This window comes from Parasedimentitalea nitratireducens (assembly GCF_057444295.1).
In genome coordinates this window covers 148,278-171,251 of the sequence record NZ_JBYAXC010000003.1, presented here as the reverse complement: position 1 = coordinate 171,251, position 22,974 = coordinate 148,278, and the positions used below count along the sequence as shown (strand labels likewise).

General features: G+C 55.5%; 19 protein-coding genes, 2 tRNA genes and 1 pseudogene. 16 read left to right on the top strand and 6 right to left on the bottom strand.

The genetic code is table 11. The features are described from left to right. The first annotated feature begins 7 nt into the window (after window positions 1-7). The 6 genes from AC2T28_RS11455 (at window position 8) to AC2T28_RS11430 (ending at window position 6,994) form a co-directional block, all read left to right on the top strand. Window positions 8-1,762: a sensor histidine kinase gene (locus tag AC2T28_RS11455; RefSeq protein WP_486749124.1), complete on the top strand. Its 1,755-nt coding sequence runs from the start codon at window positions 8-10 to the stop codon at window positions 1,760-1,762. Continuing rightward, window positions 1,759-2,997 (top strand): sigma-54-dependent transcriptional regulator, encoded by a 1,239-nt coding sequence (locus AC2T28_RS11450; RefSeq protein ID WP_486749123.1) that lies wholly within the window; start codon window positions 1,759-1,761, stop codon window positions 2,995-2,997. Before AC2T28_RS11455 ends, AC2T28_RS11450 begins: the two co-directional genes overlap by 4 nt. A gap of 24 nt (window positions 2,998-3,021) precedes the next feature. Then, window positions 3,022-3,558 carry a GNAT family N-acetyltransferase gene (locus AC2T28_RS11445; protein ID WP_486749122.1) on the top strand — a complete coding sequence of 179 codons (537 nt, stop codon included), beginning with the start codon at window positions 3,022-3,024 and terminating at the stop codon, window positions 3,556-3,558. 278 nt (window positions 3,559-3,836) lie between these two features. Next, window positions 3,837-4,838, top strand: coding sequence for a DctP family TRAP transporter solute-binding subunit (locus AC2T28_RS11440; RefSeq protein WP_486749121.1), 1,002 nt, complete (start codon window positions 3,837-3,839; stop codon window positions 4,836-4,838). A gap of 99 nt (window positions 4,839-4,937) precedes the next feature. Then, entirely contained in the window at window positions 4,938-5,618 is a 681-nt protein-coding gene (locus AC2T28_RS11435) for a TRAP transporter small permease (RefSeq protein WP_486749517.1), read from the top strand. Further along, window positions 5,618-6,994, top strand: coding sequence for a TRAP transporter large permease (locus tag AC2T28_RS11430; RefSeq protein ID WP_486749120.1), 1,377 nt, complete (start codon window positions 5,618-5,620; stop codon window positions 6,992-6,994). The genes AC2T28_RS11435 and AC2T28_RS11430 overlap by 1 nt, the downstream gene beginning before the upstream one ends. Before the next feature lie 78 nt (window positions 6,995-7,072). Here the strand turns inward: AC2T28_RS11430 and AC2T28_RS11425 are convergent, their stop codons facing one another. Then, entirely contained in the window at window positions 7,073-7,618 is a 546-nt protein-coding gene (locus AC2T28_RS11425) for a hypothetical protein (protein WP_486749119.1), read from the bottom strand. A gap of 519 nt (window positions 7,619-8,137) precedes the next feature. Between AC2T28_RS11425 and AC2T28_RS11420 the strand changes: the two genes are divergently transcribed. From AC2T28_RS11420 to tpiA, 3 genes are all read left to right on the top strand, one after another. Beyond that, window positions 8,138-8,500, top strand: coding sequence for an SUF system Fe-S cluster assembly protein (locus tag AC2T28_RS11420; RefSeq protein ID WP_486749118.1), 363 nt, complete (start codon window positions 8,138-8,140; stop codon window positions 8,498-8,500). A 134-nt stretch (window positions 8,501-8,634) separates the two neighbouring features. Further along, complete coding sequence (locus AC2T28_RS11415) at window positions 8,635-8,994, top strand: HesB/IscA family protein (RefSeq protein WP_486749117.1); 360 nt, start codon at window positions 8,635-8,637, stop codon at window positions 8,992-8,994. Window positions 8,995-9,142: 148 nt separating this feature from the next. Continuing rightward, complete coding sequence (tpiA, locus tag AC2T28_RS11410; RefSeq protein WP_486749116.1) at window positions 9,143-9,892, top strand: triose-phosphate isomerase; 750 nt, start codon at window positions 9,143-9,145, stop codon at window positions 9,890-9,892. A gap of 75 nt (window positions 9,893-9,967) precedes the next feature. Here tpiA and AC2T28_RS11405 read toward each other — a convergent pair whose 3' ends face one another. Together AC2T28_RS11405 and AC2T28_RS11400 are read right to left on the bottom strand one after the other, a co-directional pair. Then, the gene (locus AC2T28_RS11405) at window positions 9,968-10,246 is read right to left on the bottom strand and encodes an NfeD family protein (RefSeq protein ID WP_486749115.1); all 279 of its coding nucleotides are present in this window, start codon (window positions 10,244-10,246) and stop codon (window positions 9,968-9,970) included. Further along, entirely contained in the window at window positions 10,246-11,136 is an 891-nt protein-coding gene (locus AC2T28_RS11400; RefSeq protein ID WP_486749114.1) for an SPFH domain-containing protein, read from the bottom strand. Before AC2T28_RS11400 ends, AC2T28_RS11405 begins: the two co-directional genes overlap by 1 nt. A gap of 178 nt (window positions 11,137-11,314) precedes the next feature. Here AC2T28_RS11400 and tgt point away from each other — a divergent pair, with 178 nt between their 5' ends. After that, a complete protein-coding gene (gene tgt / locus AC2T28_RS11395) occupies window positions 11,315-12,445 on the top strand; it encodes a tRNA guanosine(34) transglycosylase Tgt (protein WP_486749113.1) in 1,131 nt (376 codons plus the stop codon). A 285-nt stretch (window positions 12,446-12,730) separates the two neighbouring features. Beyond that, window positions 12,731-15,142 carry an endopeptidase La gene (gene lon, locus AC2T28_RS11390; protein WP_486749112.1) on the top strand — a complete coding sequence of 804 codons (2,412 nt, stop codon included), beginning with the start codon at window positions 12,731-12,733 and terminating at the stop codon, window positions 15,140-15,142. Window positions 15,143-15,201: 59 nt separating this feature from the next. Here the strand turns inward: lon and AC2T28_RS11385 are convergent, their stop codons facing one another. Then, a complete protein-coding gene (locus AC2T28_RS11385; protein ID WP_486749111.1) occupies window positions 15,202-16,251 on the bottom strand; it encodes a Glu/Leu/Phe/Val family dehydrogenase in 1,050 nt (349 codons plus the stop codon). A 126-nt stretch (window positions 16,252-16,377) separates the two neighbouring features. On the opposite strand from AC2T28_RS11385, the gene AC2T28_RS11380 reads away from it, so the two are divergent. The 3 genes from AC2T28_RS11380 (at window position 16,378) to AC2T28_RS11370 (ending at window position 17,600) form a co-directional block, all read left to right on the top strand. Continuing rightward, a complete protein-coding gene (locus tag AC2T28_RS11380) occupies window positions 16,378-16,833 on the top strand; it encodes an Lrp/AsnC family transcriptional regulator (RefSeq protein WP_486749110.1) in 456 nt (151 codons plus the stop codon). 204 nt (window positions 16,834-17,037) lie between these two features. Next, window positions 17,038-17,505, top strand: coding sequence for an HU family DNA-binding protein (locus AC2T28_RS11375; protein ID WP_486749109.1), 468 nt, complete (start codon window positions 17,038-17,040; stop codon window positions 17,503-17,505). A gap of 19 nt (window positions 17,506-17,524) precedes the next feature. Then, window positions 17,525-17,600, top strand: a tRNA-Val gene (locus AC2T28_RS11370). Between the two features lie 193 nt (window positions 17,601-17,793). Here the strand turns inward: AC2T28_RS11370 and AC2T28_RS11365 are convergent. Both AC2T28_RS11365 and AC2T28_RS11360 read right to left on the bottom strand, forming a co-directional pair. After that, a complete protein-coding gene (locus AC2T28_RS11365) occupies window positions 17,794-21,351 on the bottom strand; it encodes a M10 family metallopeptidase C-terminal domain-containing protein (protein ID WP_486749108.1) in 3,558 nt (1,185 codons plus the stop codon). Window positions 21,352-21,369: 18 nt separating this feature from the next. Then, window positions 21,370-21,732, bottom strand: coding sequence for a hypothetical protein (locus AC2T28_RS11360; RefSeq protein WP_486749107.1), 363 nt, complete (start codon window positions 21,730-21,732; stop codon window positions 21,370-21,372). A 398-nt stretch (window positions 21,733-22,130) separates the two neighbouring features. On the opposite strand from AC2T28_RS11360, the pseudogene AC2T28_RS11355 reads away from it, so the two are divergent. Together AC2T28_RS11355 and AC2T28_RS11350 are read left to right on the top strand one after the other, a co-directional pair. Beyond that, window positions 22,131-22,723 (top strand): annotated as a pseudogene (locus tag AC2T28_RS11355) (histidine phosphatase family protein). 75 nt (window positions 22,724-22,798) lie between these two features. Further along, window positions 22,799-22,874, top strand: a tRNA-Val gene (locus AC2T28_RS11350). The last annotated feature ends 100 nt before the right edge of the window (window positions 22,875-22,974 follow it).

The following is a 22,974-nucleotide window of genomic DNA, read 5'->3' as shown; positions in this document are numbered from 1 at the left end:
TACACAAATGAGAAATTTTCAAAGACATCGTTTGTGGATTGTACTGGGGTTTGGTCTCGCACTGACGGCTGTGACAGTAGCAATGTGGTCCTATGGCTATCGTCAGGCGCTGGATGCGCTGGCGCGGCAGGGGGAGGCCGATCTAGAGCTGGCATCGGATCGGGTCAGCACCCAGTTGCAGGTGTATCAGGAACTGGCAGTGCTGATGGCGCGACATCCGGTGCTTGGGCAGCTGCAGGGTGTGGAGGATCGTCGTCTGGCTACTAAGCTGCTGCGCGAGGTGGCAGATCATACAGCGGCTTTGGATGTATTCTATGCCGATGCGACAGGCCGGGTTTTGGTTGCAGCCAGAGGAATTACAGGACCGGATGTCTCAGGGGCCGAGTATTTCGCGCGCGCGACATATGGTGCACTGGGTAAAGGGCATGAGGTTCTGCAGCCGCTGAACAGGCGCGCCTTTTTTTATGCCGCGCCGGACTTTGGCGAAGACGGACTGGTGCGCGGCGCGTTGATTGTCGTCGCGGATGTAGAAGACGTTGAGCAAACATGGCGAGGTTCGCTTCCTGCGGTGTTCTTTACAGGTCGCAGTGGCGAAGTGTTTATCTCTAACCGGTCTGAACTGTTGTTCTGGCAACGTCGAGTAAACGAACCGGGATTACGGCCAAAGAACGGTGAAGCCGTTGAATTCTCGGCGCATCAGGTGGGCGGGCATGACATTTGGCAGTTGGGTTGGGGGAGATACCTGCCCAAGCAAGCCCTGCATCAGGCGGTTGAACTGCCGGTGATTGATATGGTTGGGGAAATCCTGCTCGACACTAGCCCGGCACGGCGCATTGCGACGCTGCAGGCGGCGGCGCTGGCCGCAATGTTTCTGGCCTTTGGGGCGTTGTTGTTTCTAGCGACTGAGCGGCGGAGAACGCTGGCGCTGGCCAACGTAGTGCTGGAGAGCCGGGTGGCTAAACGGACGCGGGCGCTGTCTGCGACCAATACCCATTTGCGCCGTGAAATCAAAGAACGCCAGGAGGCCGAGGCGGCGTTAAAGCTGGCTCAGCAAGAACTGGTTCAGGCTGGGAAACTGTCGGCGTTGGGCCAGATGTCAGCTGGTATTAGTCACGAGTTGAACCAACCGCTGATGGCGATTCAGCAATATGCTGATAATGGCAGTGCTTTTCTAAGCAAAGGTAAGGAGGAGCGGGCCGGAGAAAACCTTGGCCGGATTTCTGACATGGCGACGCGAATGGCGCGGATCATCAAGAACCTGCGCGCCTTTGCCCGTAACGAAAGTGAACCGATTAGCCGGGTAGATCTGGTGCAGGTGATCAATACGGCGGCGGAACTGACCGAGGCGCGATTGAAGGCGGATCAAGTTACTTTGGCGTGGAGCCCGGCCGAGCATAAGGCCCCGGTCTATGCTTGGGGGGGGGAAGTGCGGTTGGCACAGGTATTTGTCAACCTGATCAATAATGCAGCCGATGCCATGCTGGATCAGGACGATCGCCATATCCGTATTGAAATTAACAACGGTGAGCAGCTGATGGTGACGGTGCGTGATATTGGGCCGGGCATCAAAGAGCCAGAAAAGGTGTTTGAACCGTTTTACTCGACCAAGGCGGTGGGAAGTTCCGAAGGAATGGGGCTGGGGCTGTCCATTTCATACGGATTGGTACAGAGCTTTGGCGGTAACATCCGTGGAGCCAACGCTGAGCGCGGGGCTATGTTCACCGTGGAATTGGAATACTGGACTGAGGAAGACGCTGCATGACCCGCAAAGTGTTGCTTGTTGACGATGACACCGCAGTGCGGGATGCGCTGGCGCAGACGCTAGAGTTGAACGATCTGGACGCGGTGACGGCTGCGTCCTTTGTTGTGGCCAAGGATCACATTACGCCGCAATTTGACGGGGTCATCGTATCGGACATTCGGATGCCGGGGCGGGATGGCTTTCATTTGCTGGATTACGCACACGGGGTGGACGAAGAACTTCCGGTGATCTTGTTAACCGGTGAAGGCGATATTCCCATGGCTGTAAAAGCGATGGGACACGGAGCGTTTGATTTCCTTGAAAAACCCTGTGCGGCGACGGATTTGCTTGCCGTGTTGGAGCGCGCCTTGAAGACGCGCGCTCTTGTATTGGAAAACCGGCGGCTGAAGGTTCAGCTAGAGCGTGGTGATCCGGCAGCGCGGATCCTGTTTGGCACCTCACCTCAAGCGGATGAGCTGCGAAACAAGGTGCGGAGTGTGGCGCCGACTGGGGCTGAGGTCTTGGTGAGTGGTCCGGCGGGTAGTGGTATTTCCAAGGTGGCCGAGGTGGTGCACTTGATGTCTCAGGTGGCGCAGGGACCGTTTGTCAAACGGCCCGGGGCTGGGCTGAGCGCTGAGGGTTTTAACGACCTGTGCACTGCTGGGGCAGGCGGGTCGATTTTTATTGATGAGGTTTCGGCCTTGCCCGAAGCAACGCAGTACGCAGTGCTGGATCGTCTTGAGCAGGGCGCAGGTACCCGGGTTATTGCCGGATCCACGGTCAATCTGGCAGATCTGGTAGAGGCGGGAACGTTCAATGCCGGACTGTTTTATCGGCTGGATGTGATGCGGGTGCGAATTCCGTCTTTGAATGAACGGCCCGAGGATATACCGGTACTATACCGTCACTATGTGGCTCAGGCTGCAGAGCAGGCCGGCATCGAAGCGCCAGAAATCAGCCCGGATCATTTGGCCGCGCTTATGGCGCAGGATTGGCCGGGCAATGCGCGCTCGTTGATGTCGGCTGCCATGCGGTTTGTGCTGGGGATGCCAGAAGAAACCAACGAGGCGGCGGGACTGGGGCTGGTCGAGCAACTGGCGCAGGTGGAGCGCTCGCTGTTGATCGCGGCTTTGGGGCGACAAAACGGGCGGGCAGCTGCAGCGGCACAGGCGCTTAAACTGCCGCGCAAAACCTTCTACGACAAGCTGGCGCGCTATGGGATCCGGCCCGAGGATTATCGCAGGCCGGGTGCGTAGCTGGTGAAATAAAGGACAGCTTTTATGAGTCTTGGTTTCGAAATTTCAGACGCTTTACCTGACCATTTTCGGCATGTGGAGCAGCTCTACCGAGAGGCATTTCCAGACGAAGATTTGATACCTTTGGTCAAGGACCTGCTGGCGGGCAGAGAGGATGTATTGTCGCTTTCCGCTCTCAATGAGGGGGAATTGGTCGGGCATGCGATTTTTTCAATGTGCGGCCTTGCTGGGGAAAATTACGGTTCAGCTGAAAACCTTGCACTGTTGGGACCTATTGCGGTTTCGGTTGCGCGGCAAAAGCAGGGTATTGGCAGTGCGCTGATCCGGGACGGGTTGAAGCGGCTGACAGACAGTGAAACCGCCCAGGTCTTTGTATTGGGGGATCCTGCTTACTACAGTCGGTTTGAGTTTCGTCAGGACGATTTGGTGGCGCCTCCTTATCCTCTGCCTGCAAAATGGCGCCCGGCGTGGCGATCATTGTGTCTGCACCCCGAGAAGCGGACATTGGCTGGCACGCTTACAGTGCCCGAACCTTGGCAAGACAAGTCTTTTTGGGCTTGAGGGCTTGAACTGAGTGAATCAGGTTCCCAGGGGGTTTTCAACTTTGTGCGGAATTTCGCACAAATTGAAGTTTTGCTTGTGTGGAAAACCGCACAGCTTTGCCCCTGGCGCAGCGTTGGATGGGTCTGGCGCTGTGCCTGTAGTCTGTAATTATTGAATAATTCCAGATTTTTGATGTTTCCGGAAAGAACTATTGAGCGGCTTTCCGCTTGGCGCGATGCTATCGCTCGGAGCTCTCTGTTGGGGAGAGACGGAGATTGACTACCTGGGAGGGTATTATGAAATTTTTGACAACAGCCGCCACAGCAATGGCACTGACCGTCAGCGCTGGCGCAGCAATCGCGGCCTGTGACACTGGCGAGATCGTGGTGAAATTTGCCCACGTGACCAACACCGACAAGCACCCAAAGGGCATCGCAGCCTCATTGCTGGAAGCACGAGTCAACGAAGAGATGAACGGCACCATGTGCATGGAGGTTTTCCCGAACTCCACTTTGTACAACGACAACAAGGTTCTGGAAGCCATGTTGCAGGGCGACGTTCAGTTGGCGGCCCCGTCGCTTTCGAAGTTTGAAAAGTTCACCAAGCAATTCCGCCTGTTCGATCTGCCGTTCATGTTCAAAAACATCGAAGCAGTTGATGCATTTCAGGCCTCTGACGACGGACAGGCCCTGCTGGACAGCATGCAGCGCCGTGGTCTGCAAGGTCTGGCGTTCTGGCACAATGGCATGAAGCAGATGTCGGCCAACAAACCGCTGGTTGCACCAACCGATGCAGATGGCCTGAAGTTCCGCGTACAGTCGAGCGACGTTCTGGTCGCGCAGATGGAAGCCATCGGTGGTTCGCCACAGAAAATGGCGTTCTCGGAAGTCTACGGCGCTCTGCAGCAGGGTGTTGTCGACGGTCAGGAAAACACTTGGTCGAACATCTACGGCAAGAAGTTCTTTGAGGTTCAGGACGGCGTGACCGAAACCAACCACGGTATCATCGACTATCTGGTTGTGACCAATGTGGACTGGCTGGAAAGCCTTGACGCGCCAGTGCGCGAGCAGTTCCTGACCATCCTGGGTGAAGTCACCGAGACCCGCAACAGCGAGGCTTTTGCAGTCAACGAAGCGGCAAAAGCTGCAATCGTCGAAGCCGGCGGTACCATCCGTCAGCTGGACGCCACACAGCGCCAGCAGTGGGTTGAAACCATGATGCCGGTCTGGTCGCAGTTTGCTGACGATGTAGGTCAGGACAAGATCGACGCTGCACAGGCAATCAACGCAGGTCTGTAAGACAGATCACCGTAGGGTGCGTGCTTGCACGCACCCTACACCTACGGCACCCGGATCGGGTTGCCGCACCGAACAACTTCCAAAAATGGGGATGGTTTTATGTCGGGGGCACGGACCGGTCCGACCGGGTTTATCAATTCAATCGAGGAAAACGTGATTGCCGGGCTTTTGGGCCTGATGACCATCATCACATTTGCCAATGTGGTGGCACGTTTTGCCTTTAATTCCAACATTCTGTGGGCACTGGAACTGACCGTGTTCCTGTTTGCCTGGCTGGTGCTGCTGGGCGCATCTTATGCGGTGAAAACCCATGCGCATCTGGGCGTGGACGCCATTTTGAACATGCTGGCACCCGCACCGCGGCGCATTCTGGCACTGGTTGCAGTGGGATGCTGTCTGGCGTTCTCATTGCTGCTGCTGAAAGGCGCCTATGACTATTGGGCGGTCTTTGCCGATCTGCCACCGACCTCGGGCCGTTGGTTCCCCACCGGGTTCGACATGAAGGCGCGCAGCCAGAGCTTTTACGAGGTACAAGACGTGCCGATGGTGGTCTGGTTGAGTTGGCTCGAAGGGCTGATCAACTACGGCGAATCCTATGAGAAGCTGCCCAAAGTGGTGCCGTACATCGTGCTGCCGCTGTCGATGATATTGCTGGTATTTCGGTTTGGTCAGGCTGCGCTGCAGATCTGGCGTGGAGAATTGGACCGGCTGGTGGCCAGTCATGAAGTAGAAGACGAGCTGGAAGCCATGCGTGCTCAGCGAGATGAGGAGCGCGACTGATGGACGTTGTCCTACTATTTTCCCTGGTGATTGGCATGATGCTGATCGGGGTACCAATTGCGGTGTCCCTCGGCCTAAGTTCCACCCTGTTCCTGCTGGTCTATTCTGACAGCTCGCTGGCCTCGGTGGCTGGCACCCTGTTCGAGGCTTTTGAGGGTCACTTTACCCTGCTGGCAATTCCGTTCTTCATTCTGGCGTCTTCTTTCATGACCACGGGCGGTGTTGCGCGGCGGATCATTCGGTTCTCGATTGCTTGTGTCGGTCACCTGCCGGGTGGTCTGGCGATTGCGGGTGTGTTTGCGTGTATGCTGTTTGCCGCGCTGTCCGGATCATCCCCCGCTACCGTGGTGGCCATCGGGACAATTGTCATCGCGGGCATGCGCCAGGTTGGATACACCAAAGAGTTTGCTGCCGGTGTGATCTGTAACGCGGGGACACTGGGCATTTTGATCCCGCCCTCGATCGTGATGGTGGTCTATGCTGCAGCGGTAGAGGTGTCGGTGGGCCGGATGTTCTTGGCCGGGGTCATTCCAGGCCTTCTGGCTGGCATCATGCTGATGGTGACCATCTATGTAATGGCCAAGGTCAAGAATCTGCCCAAAGGAGAATGGAAGGGCTGGGGCGAAATCTTTGCATCGGCACGTGAGGCTGGTTGGGGCCTGTTCCTGATCGTCATCATCCTGGGCGGCATTTATGGCGGGATCTTTACCCCGACCGAGGCTGCTGCAGTGGCGGCTGTCTATGCCTTCTTTATCGCCAGCTTTGTCTACAAAGACATGGGGCCACTGTCGAACGGGGAAGGTGTGGCCAAGAACAGCTTGCTGAAGAAGCCACTGGCGCTGGTGACTGCCTTTTTCCACAAGGACACCAAGCACACATTGTTTGAGGCCGGTAAACTGACCGTGACGCTGCTGTTTGTAATCGCTAACGCGTTGATCCTGAAGCACGTGCTGACCGACGAGCAGGTGCCACAAACCATTGCCAGTGCAATGCTGTCGGCGGGTTTTGGGCCGGTGATGTTCCTGATCGTGGTCAACGTGATCCTGCTGATCGGTGGTCAGTTCATGGAGCCATCAGGATTGCTGGTTATCGTGGCGCCACTGGTGTTCCCGATTGCAATCGAGTTGGGCATTGATCCGATCCACCTGGGCATCATCATGGTGGTGAACATGGAGATTGGGATGATCACGCCTCCGGTTGGTTTGAACCTGTTTGTGACCTCAGGCGTGGCTGGCATGCCGATGATGGCCGTGGTCCGGGCAGCTCTGCCGTTCCTAGCGGTGCTCTTCGTGTTCCTGATCATGATCACCTACATACCATGGCTGTCGACAGTTTTGCCAAACGCGGTGATGGGGCCTGAAATCATAACCAAGTAGGTTTTGACGGCGAAAAAAATAAAAGGCGCTCCGAACAGTGGGCGCCTTTTTGCGTGTTTTGACGCTAGAGAAGAGCACCTAGAACTTGAACCCTACACCGGCGAGCAACCCCTGGGTCACTGTATCGTATTCAAAGAAGGAAGCGGTGCCAGCGGTCCCTTCTTTATAGTCGACGCCCAAAGCGCGATACATCATGAACAAAGACGTGTTTTCCCATCGATCGTAGGCAAGGCCACCTATTGCGTTCCAGGTAAAATCGGATCCGACATCAAACCCACCAACATCGCCTTGCAACAACACCCGCCATTTTGGCGCAACGCGCTGTTGCCAGCGGAGCCCCACAATGGGGTCGGTCCAGTTCGCCCCACGGTTCAGTTGACCTGTAGCTGGGCCGGTCAGAACGTTGACTTCAGCGTCAATATCCCAGTGCCGCACGCCGGCGTAGATATCCAGCTGGCTATTGTAATTTTCGATACGATAGGTTGCCGTGGCCTCGAAAACGGATTGTTTGTAGTCCGCAGTGATATCGCCAATCGGGCTGGTGGCACCGTTGCCTAACTTCATAAAGGAATAGTCAAAGGTAAAACCGTAGCCCGAGTCATGCTGGCCCTCGAATCGAAGCATTCCTCCGCCTTCGATATTGTCCCAGATGTCGCCCGGATCAATAGAGACGTCACCGCCAACGCGGCCGATTTTTGTGGTTCCATCTATGGATGGGGCAAGAACATAGGGGGCAAATACAAAATTCCAGTCTTCCTGTGCCCCAGATATATTTGGAAGCAGTGCCGCTCCGCAGGTGAGAACGAGGATCAGGTGGTGCCCGAACTTGTGGAGTTGTGGAATAGCTTAGCCTCCCGAATGCAAAAAAACGGAGCGATGCCATAAGCCTGTTTATCATCACCATCACGGCGCAGCCTGCGGCGATTGTTAGGTCCTATCCATATGGCTCCATGTCTGGCTGAAGTCACATCTAATGTAGGTCGGGGCAGGGGGCGGGACCAGAAAATTGATCGTAAAAGACGCTCTTGAAAAGTGAGCAAATGGTCATGTGGGTGAAAAACAGGATTGCTATTTCGACCACTGGACGGCCCATTTTAAAATCCCTATATAATCGCTCAAGTAAACACTTGAGGCTATGACCTGATGACCAATGCGTCTGAACCGCTTGAAGGTGCTCCACTGATTGCGCCATCCACTGTAGGCCACCCGTTGTATGAACCGGTGGTAGAAGCTTGCCGTACGGTTTTTGATCCGGAAATTCCGGTCAATATCTACGAGTTGGGGCTGATCTATACCATCAACATCAACGAAGAGAATGATGTGAAGATCATCATGACCCTGACAGCGCCGGGTTGCCCGGTTGCTGGCGAAATGCCGGGCTGGATCGCAGATGCGATTGGACCGGTTGCAGGGGTGAAGAGCGTCGATATCGATATGACATTCGAGCCTCCCTGGGGCATGGAGATGATGTCAGACGAGGCACGTCTGGAACTGGGCTTTATGTAGTTGCTTGAGGCCGTTGGCTTAACTCCGACGGCCAAACCTGTACCTGAAGTTCATCTTTTTTCTCTAGGCTTTGACTGGGCGGGGTTGAGCCGCTCGGTAAGCGTCCTTAAGTTAAAGGGCACAAGGAGACATCAATGTTTGGCATTCCCGGTAAGCAAGCCGTCACAGTAACACCTAAGGCGGCCGCGCAAATTTCTAAGCTGATGCAGCAGGCCGGTCATGCTGGTCTGCGAATTGGTGTGAAAAAGGGCGGCTGTGCTGGCATGGAATACACCATGGAGTATGTCAACGAACCCGATCCTAATGACGAAGTGGTCGAGCAGGATGGCGCTCGGGTGATGATTGCACCGATGGCGCAGATGTTCCTGTTTGGCACTGAGATCGATTACGAAGTGTCGCTGCTTGAGGCGGGGTTCAAGTTCAACAATCCCAATGTCTCGGATGCCTGTGGCTGTGGAGAATCGATCAGTTTCAAGGAAATGCCCGGCGTTTGATCTCGCATCATGTGCAGTGGTAGATAGGCGGGCGTTGCCCGCCTTTATTGTTTTTGCGCCTTTTGTAATTGTGTTCCGGCATTTGAGGCAATTGTCTCGGTGCCTTGGCAATGTTACGACTTCTGCAAAATGAACCAGGAGGCAGCAGATGCGGCGGAAATTGGCAGCGGGCAATTGGAAAATGAATGGCACCAGCGCGGCATTGGCCGAGCTGAAAGCGCTGGCCGAGGCCAATGCGGCGGCCGCAGTGGATATCCTGATTTGCCCTCCGGCGTCCTTGGTCGACCGCGCTGCACAGATTGCGGGTGATAGCGCTGTATCAGTTGGAGGGCAGGATTGTCATGCGGCTGTTTCGGGGGCTCATACCGGCGACACCAGCGCTGACATGCTCAAAGACGCGGGGGCGACATCGGTCATTTTAGGTCATTCCGAGCGCCGAATGGATCACGGTGAAAAGGATGCCTTGGTGTGTGCCAAGGCCGAGGCCGCTATTTCGGCTGGGTTGATTGCAATTGTTTGCCTAGGCGAAAGCCTGGAGCAGCGCGAAGCGGGAGAGACGCTGGATGTGATCGGCGCGCAGCTGCAAGGCTCGGTTCCTGAGGGATGCACTGGCGAGACTTTGGTGATTGCCTATGAACCCATCTGGGCCATCGGCACTGGCAAAGTCCCAACATTGGAGCAGATCGGTGAGGTTCATGCCTTTTTGCGCGCCCAACTCGTAAACCGGTTTGGCGACCAGGTCGGCAATAGCATGCGACTTCTGTATGGCGGCTCTGTTAAGCCGACCAACGCCGGTGAGATCTTTGCTGTAGGCGACGTGGACGGGGCTCTGGTGGGCGGTGCCAGCCTCAAGGCGGCGGACTTCTCGCCTATTATTGCGGCCCTGCAATCAGCCTAAATAAATAGAAGGGTCGAGACCGCGGTCTCGACCCTATCTGACAGACGCTATGGCCGGTCACAGTACGGTTGGTGTTTAGTCGTTGATATCGTGGTCAAAGGTCTTCACCTGCCCCTGTGGGCGGGCAAACACACGACGCAGGATCAGCCAGGCAACCAGAGATAACGCTGCAAAAATTAGCAGTAGCATCGGCAGGCCAAAAGTTACTCCGGTGTTGAGCAAGATCAGTGCAACTGCGGCGGAACCAATGGCAAAGCCCAAAAAGACAAAGCCGGGGGCCAGCACCTCAATGATGGCAAGCACCAGAGATGCTGCTGCCCAGACCCACCACGTTGACCAGATAGGGTCGCCCATTACTTGCCTCCTGTCAGCATCTTAAAGGCATTCCCAAAGGCCTGAACCGCATCTGCCGGTACGATGATCGTCTGTTTGCCTTCGCCGTTGCCAAGGACAGACAGCGCTTCGACCTGTTTCAGGGCCACTTGGTATTGCGCGGCTTCGATACCGTTGTCTTTGATGGCTTTGGCCACAACTTCGGTGGCATAGGCCTCGGCGTCGGCTTGAATGCGGCGGGCCTTGGCAATCTGTTCAGCAGCATACAATTCGGCATCGGCGGACAGTTCGACCGCACGACGAGAGCCTTCGGCCTCGGTCACCTGCGCACGACGCGCGCGTTCGGCATTCAACTGCTGCAACATCGCATCGCGGGTGGCCTGATCAAGGTTCACATCGAGAATCTCGGTCCGGGTTACTTCGATACCCCAGTCATCGACAGCATCCTCGACAGAAGTCTTGATGGTGCGGATCAGTTGATCACGGTTGGCCTGAACTTCGTCCAGATCCATTTTGCCGATTTCGGCACGTACGATACCTGCAACGGTTGTAGCAATGGCCGCGTCAACGTCGCGGATACGGTACACGGTCTTTTCAGGTTCGGTAATGCGATAGAACACCGAGGTTTCGACCTGTACCAAAACGTTATCTTTTGTGATCGCATCCTGGCTGGCGGAAGGCAGCTGGCGTTCAAGAATGGAAATCTTGTGCGCAACCGCGTCCAGAAATGGAATAACAAAATTGATGCCAGGCCCAAGCACCGCATGCAGGCGACCAAAGCGTTCAACGACGTATTTTTCGGATTGGGGCACAATGCGGATGCCCTTTAGGATGACGACGACCAAGAAAATCGCGCCAAGCAGGTAAATGACGTTCTGGGAGATTAACCCGATAATTTGTTCTTCGGACATATTTGGCCTCAAAAGTTAGTGTACTATGGTATACATATGGGGGCTCGTCCCCTTATTTCAAGCTATGTATGGGGCCTGAACTGGGCTGAGGCAAGACGCGATGCATCTTGCTAAATCCGGCCAGATCAGGCAAATGCGCCAAGTCGCGCCGCCCCGCACGTAGGATGAGGATATACCGATGTCGCCGAAAGTCACTTTTGATCTGCACGCCACCGATGGCAAGGCCCGTACTGGGGTGATCTCGACCCCGCGTGGGGATATCCGCACGCCTGCCTTTATGCCGGTAGGCACGGCGGCTACGGTCAAGGCGATGATGCCCGAAAGTGTGCGTTCAACGGGTGCCGATATTTTGTTGGGCAATACCTATCATCTGATGCTGCGCCCTACAGCCGAGCGGATTGACCGTTTGGGTGGTCTGCACAAGTTCATGAACTGGGAGCGCCCCATTCTGACCGACTCGGGCGGGTTTCAGGTGATGTCACTCGCCGCGCTGCGCAAACTCACCGAGAAAGGCGTGACCTTCAAAAGCCATGTGGATGGCTCCAAGCACGAGATCACGCCGGAACGGTCGATGGAGATCCAAAAGCTATTGAGCAGTGATATCGTCATGTGTTTTGATGAATGCCCGGCCTTGCCTGCAACCGATGAGCGGGTCGCTGAAAGCATGCGCCTGTCGATGCGATGGGCTGCACGCTCGCGTGAAGCCTTTGGTGATCGTCCCGGTCATGCTCTGTTTGGGATCCAGCAGGGCGGGGTCACCGCGGATTTGCGCGCCGAAAGTGCCGAGAAGCTGCGCGAAATCGGATTTGATGGTTATGCTGTTGGTGGTCTGGCCGTGGGCGAGGGGCAAGAGGCGATGTTTGGCGTGCTGGACTATGCACCGGATATGCTGCCCAAGGACAAGCCGCGCTACCTGATGGGCGTAGGCAAACCGGATGATATCGTTGGGGCAGTGGCTCGTGGTATCGACATGATGGATTGTGTGCTGCCATCACGTTCTGGCCGTACCGGGCAGGTGTACACTCGCCAGGGTGTGGTCAACATCAAGAACGCGCGCCACATCGATGATCCACGCCCCTTGGACGAGAACTGTACTTGCCCGGCTTGCCGGAACTACTCGCGTGCCTATCTAAGCCATGTTTTCCGCAGCAATGAAATGATCAGTGGCATGCTGCTGACCTGGCACAACTTGCAGTACTTCCAGGATATCATGGATGGCATGCGCGGTGCGATCGCCGCAGGGACATTTGAAGCCTGGCAGGCAGACTTCCACGCCGGCCGCGCTCAAGGTGACATTGAGCCGCTCTGAGCCGATTAACTCGTACGTGTAACAAAGTTGCGCCCTTGCCGGGAAAAAATTGTGCCGTTCGACTGGCGCAACGGCAGCGGCGTTCATTTATTAGATTTTTGATCACCCTGACTGCATTTGTTGCCTTGTGATCATGCGGCTCTAAGGGCAAACTGAGCGGCAACTTGACAGCCAGCGGGTTGAAACCCTGTCAGTGCTGCCCCAAATTAACAGATCCAAAGAGGAGACGATCCAAGGTTGCCGCATTTCGGGACCGGATCGTCTTGCCAAAAGTAAGGACCGACTATGCAAGAGCCCCTTAATTCGTCCTATCCCGTACTGCCGTTGCGAGACATCGTGGTATTCCCCCACATGATCGTACCGCTGTTCGTGGGTCGGGAAAAATCGGTGCGTGCCTTGGAAGAGGTGATGGCCGATGACAAACAAATTTTGCTGAGCAGTCAGATTGACCCGGCCGAGGATGATCCGGAAGCCGAAGGTATCTATTCTGTTGGCGTGTTGGCCAATGTGCTGCAGTTGCTGAAGCTGCCCGATGGTACCGTCAAAGTGCTGGTCGAAGGCCATGCGCGGGTCAGCATTACTGAATACCTGGAAAACGAAGACTTCTTTGAAGCCCGTGCTGAATACCTGACCGAGATCCCCGGCGACGTCACTACCACCGAGGCGCTGTTGCGCACGGTTGGTGATGAGTTTGAGCGCTATGCCAAAGTCCGCAAGAACATCCCCGAAGAGGCCCTGTCGGCCATTGGTGAATCTGCTGAACCTGCAAAACTGGGTGATCTGGTTGCCGGTCATCTGGGCATCGAGGTTGAGCAGAAGCAGGATCTGCTGGAAACGCTCTCAGTCTCGGAACGTCTGGAGAAAGTCTATGGCCTGATGCAGGGCGAAATGTCGGTTCTGCAGGTTGAGAAAAAGATCAAGACCCGTGTCAAAACCCAGATGGAGAAGACCCAGCGCGAGTACTACCTGAATGAGCAGATGAAGGCCATTCAGAAGGAACTGGGCGACGGTGAAGAGGGTGAAGGCGAACTGGCCGAGCTGGAAGCTAAGATCAAAGACACCAAGCTGAGCAAAGAGGCTCTTGAAAAGGTTGAGGGTGAGCTGAAGAAGCTCAAGAACATGTCGCCCATGTCGGCCGAGGCCACGGTAGTGCGCAATTACCTCGACTGGATGTTGTCGATCCCATGGGGCACCAAGTCCCGCGTCAAAAAGGATCTGGGCAAGGCGCAGGAAATTCTGGATGACGATCACTATGGCTTGGTAAAAGTCAAAGAGCGCATTGTTGAATACCTTGCGGTGCAACAGCGGTCGACTAAGCTGAAGGGGCCAATTCTGTGTCTTGTTGGCCCTCCTGGCGTGGGTAAGACCAGCCTGGGTAAATCGGTTGCGCGGGCCACTGGGCGTGAGTTCATCCGTATCTCATTGGGCGGCGTGCGAGATGAAAGCGAAATTCGCGGCCACCGTCGGACCTACATCGGTTCGATGCCCGGTAAGATCATTCAGGCGTTGAAAAAGGCCAAAACCACCAATCCGCTGATCCTGCTCGACGAGATCGACAAGATGGGCCAGGACTTCCGTGGTGACCCTGCCTCGGCCATGCTGGAAGTGCTTGATCCTGAACAGAATTCAACCTTTATCGATCACTATATGGAGGTCGAGTACGACCTCTCGAACGTGATGTTCCTAACCACCTCGAACAGCTACAACATGCCTGGGCCATTGCTGGACCGGATGGAGATCATTCCGCTGTCTGGCTATACCGAGGACGAAAAGCGCGAGATTGCCAAGCAGCACTTGATTTCCAAGCAGGTCAAAAACCACGGTCTGAAAGCCAAGGAGTTTGAACTGACAGACGAAGCGCTGACCGAGATCATCCGCACTTACACCCGCGAAGCTGGTGTGCGGAATCTGGAGCGTGAGATCGCCAAGGTGGCGCGGAAATCGTTGACCAAGATCATCAAGAAAGAAGCTGACAGTGTGTCTGTCACAGCTGACAATTTGGATGACTTCCTAGGTGTCGAAAAGTTCCGCTATGGTCTGGCCGAGAAAGAAGATCAGGTCGGTGTGGTGACCGGGTTGGCCTATACCAGCGTTGGCGGTGAGCTGCTGTCGATCGAAGCCCTGCGCCTGCCAGGTAAGGGTCGGATGAAGACTACCGGCAAGCTGGGCGACGTGATGAAAGAGTCGATTGAGGCCGCCGCGTCTTATGTCCGCTCAATTTCACCGCAGATCGGAGTTAAACCACCGCGCTTTGATCGCTTGGATATCCACGTGCACGTGCCTGAAGGGGCAACGCCCAAGGATGGTCCTTCAGCTGGTCTGGCCATGGTGACGTCGATTGTATCGGTGCTGACCCAGATTCCAGTGCGCAAGGATATTGCCATGACCGGCGAGGTCACCCTGCGTGGCAACGCTTTGGCGATTGGCGGTCTCAAAGAGAAGCTGCTGGCCGCGCTGCGTGGTGGCATCAAGACGGTGCTGATCCCCAAAGAGAACGAGAAGGACCTGCCCGAGATCCCGGACAACGTGAAAGAGGGACTGGAGATTATCCCGGTGTCCCACGTGTCCGAAGTTCTGAAGCTGGCCCTTACCGCTACTCCGGAATCTATCGAATGGGATGAAGAGGCCGAAGAGGCTGCAGCTGCCAAGGCTGCTCTGAAACAGTCCGAAGGAGGGGCAGGGGCTACGGCCCACTAAACCAACCTCTTGAGAATATGACAAGGGCGGCCCGATCAGGCCGCCCTTTTTGTTTGTGGTTACGCTGCGGGTCGCGCCATTTTGGCCTGCACCGTGGCAACTGCCACCGCATCAGGGCAGGTGTTCTCGGCCTTAGCCTGGCCTAGGATCGCTTGCATGGTTTGATCCAGCGCGACTAGCTTGTCCTGCACAAATCCATCGCTGTCGGAAATCTTGAGGATTTCGGTTGCGACATTGATGATGCCACCACCGTTGGCCACAAAATCAGGCGCATAAAGTATCCCGCGCTGGTGCAGGGCGTGTCCGTCTGCTGAGCTGCCAAGCTGGTTATTGGCCCCACCGGCCACAATTGCGACCTTCAGCTGCGGAATAGTTGTCGCGTTGAGAATGCCCCCAATAGCGCAGGGCGCAAAAATATCGGCCTCAGCGGCATATATTTCTCCCGGAGCAACCGCTTGGGCGCCAAATTCGGTCTTGGCTTTGGCGGTGCGTGTCTCATCGGTGTCGGTGACGATCAAGGAGGCCCCAGCCTCGGTCAGAAATGCACACAGGTGCCAACCGACATTGCCCAGCCCCTGTACGGCAACGGTCAGTCCAGTGAGGTCCGCTCTGCCGCTGTGATGTTTCTGTGCTGTGCGGATTGCGTTGAAGATACCACGCGCAGTGACAGGAGAAGGGTCACCACTGGCATGTTTGCCTTCGGGCAGGCCTGCTACATAGGGTGTCACCTCGGCCAAACAGGCCATGTCCTTGGGGCTCATTCCCATGTCTTCGGCTGTGTAATAGCGGCCTTCCAGCGAGTTGATTGCGCGGCCAAAGGCCTGCAGCAACTCGGGTGTTTTGTCTTGTGCAGGATCACCTATGATGACGGCCTTGCCACCACCCAGCGGCAACCCGGCTGCCGCGTTTTTGTAAGTCATGCCTTCGCTGAGCCGCATTACATCGGTCAGGGCCTCGTCAGCGCTGTCATAGGGGCGCATACGCAAACCGCCTGCTGCTGGGCCCAATTGCGTCGAGTGAACCGCGATATAGCCATGCAGGCCAGTTGCGGTGTCATCTACGCAATACATTTCCTCGTGGCCGCTGGATGGCACTGGTGTGATTTTCATTCGCTTCGCTCCTCCGTTGCCCCTCTGATAAGCTAGGTTGAGAGCCGAATTTCGCCAAATCTAGCGGGTAGATTTGCTAAGTTTGAAGCTTTTCCCTAAAAGGGCAGCAAAAATTAGAGAATTACTATGGATGCCATCGACAAAAAGATTGTTACTGAACTGCAGCTCAATGCCCGGCAAAAAATGGCTGATCTGTCAGACAAAGTGGGGCTTTCCCCAACCCCATGTGCCCGACGTGTTGCGATGCTGGAAGAGGCGGGCGTGATCACCGGCTATTCTGCACGGGTTGACCAGGCCAAGGTGGGCCTGCCGGTGACGATATTCCTTACCGTCGAACTGGAACGGCAGGTTGGCGACGCGATCAGCAATTTCGAGAATGCTGTCCGACAGTTTGACGAAGTGATGGAGTGCTATCTTATGACCGGCAGTCGCGATATTCTGCTGCGGGTTGTTGCACAGGATCTAACGGCCTTTGATGATTTTCTGGAGCATCAGTTGATGCGTGTGCCGGGCATCAGGTCGACCCGGTCCAGTTTTACGCTGAGAACAATGCTGCGCCGCAACACGCTGCCGCTGGGTTGAATTTGATATGTGGTGCTGACCAATTGGCTGTTCCACGAATTCCAAGTCGTTTGAGTAATAGGCTGAAAAGTGCGCATTTTGGGCAACAATGTCGCGTTAATGAATGCTAACAGGGGCCATTTGGGGCCGTTTTTAACGTGGAGCTAGTAACCGCGGCTATTCAGGAATAGCCTTTGTCTAGACACACTAACCACGGGGTAAACCATGGCTACGAGCACCAAAAAGCGAACCGGCACAGGCAAAACAACCGCAACTAAGACAACCAGTTCTTCACGAACCAAGGTGACACCTGCGGCAGCACCCAAGGCGACACCAAAGCCAGCCATTGCCCCCAAATCACCTGAGCCAGTGGTTGTAGCGGCATCTCCTGTTGTGACCGATCCTGCCATGAAGAAAAAAGAACTGATCGATAAGGTGGTCGAACGGTCTGGCATCAAGAAGAAAGACGCCAAACCAGTGGTCGAGGCCATGTTGGCGGTGCTGGGGGAAACCATTGGCGCAGGGCGTGAGCTGAATCTGCAGCCGTTGGGAAAACTGCGTATCAACCGCAGCGAAGAGCGTAGCAATGGTCGGGTCATCGTCTGTAAGTTGCGCCAGAGTTCAGCCACCGTGGAAAAATCTGCAGAAGACGAAAAAACTGATGCAGACCCCCTTGCAGAGGACAAAGGCTGAGGGTAATACCCGGCCTCACGGGTCGTTAGCTCAGTTGGTAGAGCGCTTCGTTTACACCGAAGATGTCGGGAGTTCGAGCCTCTCACGACCCACCATCCCTTCCGATGTTATGCCACGCTTCAATGGTCTGGAAGCTGGCTAGGCACAGAACTGGGATAGCCTCGGTATCAGGGGTAATTCCAAGCCAGCCTAATGCAACTGTCCGTCACATCCCGCTTTCTGCAAACGGGCAACCGCTGCTGTAGCAACCGCTGCCCGTTATAAGCGTTATTAAATGCAGCGCATTTCCTATGCAAACCAATCAAGTGTTACATCGGTTTCTGAATTGGCGCGCAGGATATAAGCAATCTGTATTGCATCCGCACCGCCAACGCCGTCGGCATCATATTCCAGCCAAGACGCGGCTCTCGTACCGTTCAGGTCCAGATGGCCGTTGCTTAGGGCGGTATTCAGGTCGGTACCCAGTTCCAGCAGCAGGCCAGATATATCAAGCTTGTCGAGCTGAGTAAGCGAGAAGTCTTTGATTGTGTCGCCGATTTCGCTCAAAGAGTTAAAGACAAATACGTCGGACCCCGTTCCACCTTTAAGAATGTCAGCGCCATCACCACCAATCAGCACATCGTTGCCAGTGCCCCCGTCGAGCAGGTCGTCGCCTGCACCACCATCGATGGTGTCATTGCCTGTATCGGCCAAGACCCGATCATCGCCAGCACCTGCGTTGATAACATCATTATCCTTGCCAGAATAAATTACATCGTTGCTATCGCCAGCTGAAATGGTGTCGTCTCCGTCACCACCGTAAATGCTATCGACTCCAGCTCCGGATTGGATCCAGTCGTTGCCATGCCCACCTTTGATCTGGTTGGCGCCATCACCACCATCAATGCTGTCGTTTCCTATGCCGCCGTCAATTCTGTCGGCACCATTGCCCGAGGTGATGGTGTCATTGCCTGCGCCCGTTTTGATCGCGTTGCGGCCATCGCCACCTGCGACAAAGTCATCACCCTCTTTGGTGTCGATCCGATCATCGCCGACCCCCGACAACACCGTATCATTCCCCGTGCCGGTCTTGATCATGTTGCGCCCGCCGCTGACGGTGATGTGGTTTGTGCCGTTTCCGGCATCAATCCTGTCATCGCCTGAACCAGAGGTGATGATATCGTCGCCATGGCCGGTTTTGATCATGTTCTTACCGTCACCGGCGGTGATGTCATTGTGTCCGTCGCCGGCTAAGATCCTGTCATTGCCAGAACCAGCAGTGATGATGTCATGGCCATTACCGGTTTTGATCATATTGTTACCATCGCCAGCGGTGATGATATTGTTGCCGTTGCCGACGTAGATCCGATCATCGCTGTTCCCGGACGTAATGGTATCGTTGCCACTGCCGGTCTTAATCGTGTTCCGGCCACCTCCAGCTGCGACGTTGTTATTACCTTCGCCAACATAAATTCTGTCGTCTCCGGAACCGGCTGTGACAGTGTCATCGCCCTCGGCAGCTTTGATCATGTTGCGGCCATCACCTGCGATGATGGTATTGGTGCCACCTCCGGCATCAATTTTGTCATCACTGAGACCAGTTGTAATGGTGTCATCTCCGGCACCTGTCTTAACCGAGTTTCGCCCGTCACCAGCAGTGATCAGGTTGTTGCCACCTGTGGTGTCAATACGGTCGGCATCGCTCCCCGTCGTGACAGTGTCATTTCCACTGCCGGTTTTGATCGCGTTGCGTCCGTGGCCGGCGGTAATGAGATTGTTGCCACCCCCAGCGGCGATTCTGTCGTCGCTGTCACCAGTCACAATGGTATCGTTGCCTGCGCCACTTTTGATGTTGTTTCGCCCACCGCCTGCGTTGATGAGGTTGTGTCCATCGACTGTGGTGATCCTGTCGCCGCCAGTACCCGACGTGATGGTGTCATTGCCGCTGCCGGTTTTGATCACATTTTGCCCATCACCAGCGTCAACGTTGTTGTTGCCTTCACCAGCGTCGATACGATCGCTGCCGCTGCCTGCTGTAAGCGTGTCATCACCGCCAAGGCTGGTCAGACGGTTTCTACCCTCTCCACCGTTCAGAACGTTAATTCCAGCGCCGCCGTAGAGTGCATCGTCTCCGGCACCACCATTGAGAACATCATCACCGTCGCCGCCATACAACCGGTCAGCTCCATCGCCGCCGTCCAATGTATCTGCGCCATCCAAGCCGTACAGACGATCTGCACCACCGTTGCCTTGGATGTGGTTATCCAGGCCGTTGCCATAGGCCTGGTCGCGGCCTGCGCCCAGAATGAGGTTTTCAATCTCGGTTCCAGCCTCAATGGTTAGTTTCTTGGAGCCAATTCGGCTTTGCATACCAGCTTCTAGGTTTACGTTCAGATTGTATGTGACGCCACTCAGGTCGATAGTGTCGATGCCACCGTCGGCGTCACTGAGTAAGCCAAGAGTTGTGGTCCAGAAGCGAACAAAATCATTGTCATAGGTATAGGTGGTGTCTATCGAAACCGGCTCGGGCGGAGGCGGAGGTGGCGGTGTGTCGCCGCTGTTGATGATCGCTGCCACATCTGCGGTGTCTGCCACGCCAGTCAGGAACGCCAGCTGAGTGGTGGTGCTGCCATCATCAATGACAAGCCACGAACCACCTGTTCCGGCAACAAGAGAGACAATCCCATCTGTGACCGGTGCGCTGCCAGCATAGCCGATCGCCAGCAGCAGCTGTGTGATGTCTACGCGGTCTCCTGCAGCCAGATCAAAGTCGGTGATGGTATCTCCAGCATCGCCCAGGGCAGTATAGACAAAGCGGTCTCCGCCTGTGCCACCCGTCAATTGATCTGCACCGGCGCCGCCAATCAGGATGTCGTTGCCGTTGCCCGCATCGATCTGGTCGTCGCCTGCGCCACTCTCAAGACGGTTGTCAGCGTCATTGCCAATGATCGTGTCATTGCCCGTGCCGGTGATGGCATTTTCGATTGTTGTAGCGCGGCCGATTGAGAAGTTGCCAATGCGGCCGTTCAAGTTGGAATAGGTTTCCTCAACAAGGCTGAGATATTGGTTGTAACTGCGCGAACCCAGATTGATCAGGTCGATGCCGTCACTGTCCACAATGGCGACAGCCCAGGTTCCGGTCAGATCCATACCAAATTGGCCGGTCGTCTCGCCATCGCCATATACGGTATTGCCGGTTTGAACGTTGGTTGGGGTGCCATACAGCTGATACACGGCGGCTATGTCAGCCAGCTGCGCAGTGGCCAAGAAAGAATACGAGGCATCGGTCGAGGTGTTTTCGGTCTGGCTGAAGTACGACATGACCGACATCTGCCAGCTGTCGTTGGCAAAGTTCGCATCTGCGCCATAGCTGGCGCTACCGTTGTAGTTGCCGGTGTGGCCCAGACCCAGCGCATGGCCGATTTCATGAATGTACGTCTGCAGGTAGTAGTCACCATAGCTCGACCAGGACGTCGCAACATTGATGTGTGAACTGATAACGGTGGTGCCGCTAACGGATGAGCTGGCATAGGCACCTGAATTGTTATCGTCGAAAGTGATCTGGGCTGAGCCGCTTTCTACAAACTCGATACCGGTGATTGCAGTCCAGCTGTCCAGAGCCTGACGCGCTGTTGTCTGGCCATAGGCATCAAGGCCAGTTAGGTTCACCGTGATTTGTCCGCCGGGCTCTACATCAAACGAGCGCTGCTGACGACCGGTGTCATTCCAGTACCCTTGTGTCAGATAGTTGGCGACCTGATCCACGGTGTAGGAGGGCTTGGAGGAGGACGTTGTCGAGGTGGTGCTGCCGCTGCTGGCATTACCCCAAGCAAGATGGTGTTCTGGGTTTCCGCAAAGATCGCACATGCTGCTTACCTCGTTCGTTTATTGATTAGGGAACTCGGTCGACCGAACCAGTTGCTGGGCAAATGGTGTCATGTCGTCCGCGTTCAGTTGTCGGTCCATGACCGAATATTCGATGACGGGGCCGTCTCCGGCGCGACCGTCGGCCAGCTTCCAGATCAGATGTCCGGACACCCAGTCAGAGGCCTGGTGTTTTTCCACGTAACCGACTGTCAGATCTGCCTGATCACTTGAGCCGGATGATGTGTACGGCCTGTGATTGGGAAACTCTGTGCTTAGTGCCTGTTCCAACGCAGAGCAGAGTGCTGCTTGCTGCTTCCCTTCACACTCAACATCAAGGCGAGGTGCCGCATTCCCTTGCAGGACCGTGCCTGAAGTAAGCATCACGGCAGCGGCCGAGAGTTGGGTGTATTTTTTAAGTCGGGCCAAGGTGTTGATCACTTAACGGTTTGAGATATTTAGATTTTCTCGCGCCGTTCTGGCCGCTGTTAATTTTCTAGTTTGATATCCGGGCAGGAAGGGGTCGTAAAAGTGGCGGAAATGTGGTCGCGCTGATTGCGGGACGCCCATTTACCATAGTCTCTGCTGCTCACCGCTTTCAGGTCGTTGATTTTGCCAGAAAATTAGATCACTAAAAACTGCGGTAATCGGTTTGCGGTTCTTTAATGTTATGCGCACGTGTGACCAGGCATACAGCCTAGCCGTGCCTGTTTGTGGACTAGGGATGACTGTGTGGACTTCCATGTTTCACAAGGGCAGGGTGGCATTTGCGTCAACCAGCCATGCGCGAAGGAACCAATATGCCGCGTTCATATCCCAAGATTTGGCTGTTGCGCCATGGACAGACGGAATGGAACGCCGAGCAGCGCATTCAAGGGCAACTGAAATCGCGGCTGAGCCCTTTGGGGATCCAGCAGGCGCGCCGACAGGCTGAACTGATGAAGCCTATCCTGACACAGCAGCCGCCTTGTTTTGTGTCTCCGCTGGGGCGTGCGCAGCAGACCGCAGACATCGCTTTAGAGGGGCACCGTTTGACACCGACGCGCGACTGGCCGAGGCTCATGCCGGGGACCTTCAGGGTTTAACCAGAGCAGATGTGGCTGAACTCTACCCAGAGATCTTCACCAACAACCCCCAAAACTTGGATCTGTTCTGCGCAGCACCCGGAGGAGAGGGTTTTGACCGGTTCAAAGGTCGTATCGTCGATTTCATGTCCACACTTGTCGCGCCAACAGTGGAGGTGGCCCATGGTTTGTTGGGGCAGGTCATGCGGGGCGTGGTGCAGGGGCTAGACCGATCTCAGATGGCAGTACTGGGAAATGAACAGGGCTGTATCTATTTGCTTGAAGACGGCACAGAGACGGTGTTGCGCTAGGAACCAAAATAAGTTCAAAAAACTTCAATTGAGCTCTTGCGCCTGCCGGGCGCATTGTCTAAATCCCGGCTCAACGGGTCGTTAGCTCAGTTGGTAGAGCGCTTCGTTTACACCGAAGATGTCGGGAGTTCGAGCCTCTCACGACCCACCATTCCCACTTCTAAATAAGCCGCAATAACCCGCAGTGTATGCGGCATAGCGGCTTTTGTGCCGTGATCAGAGCCAGGGCGGAGACAACCGGCAATTCCTTA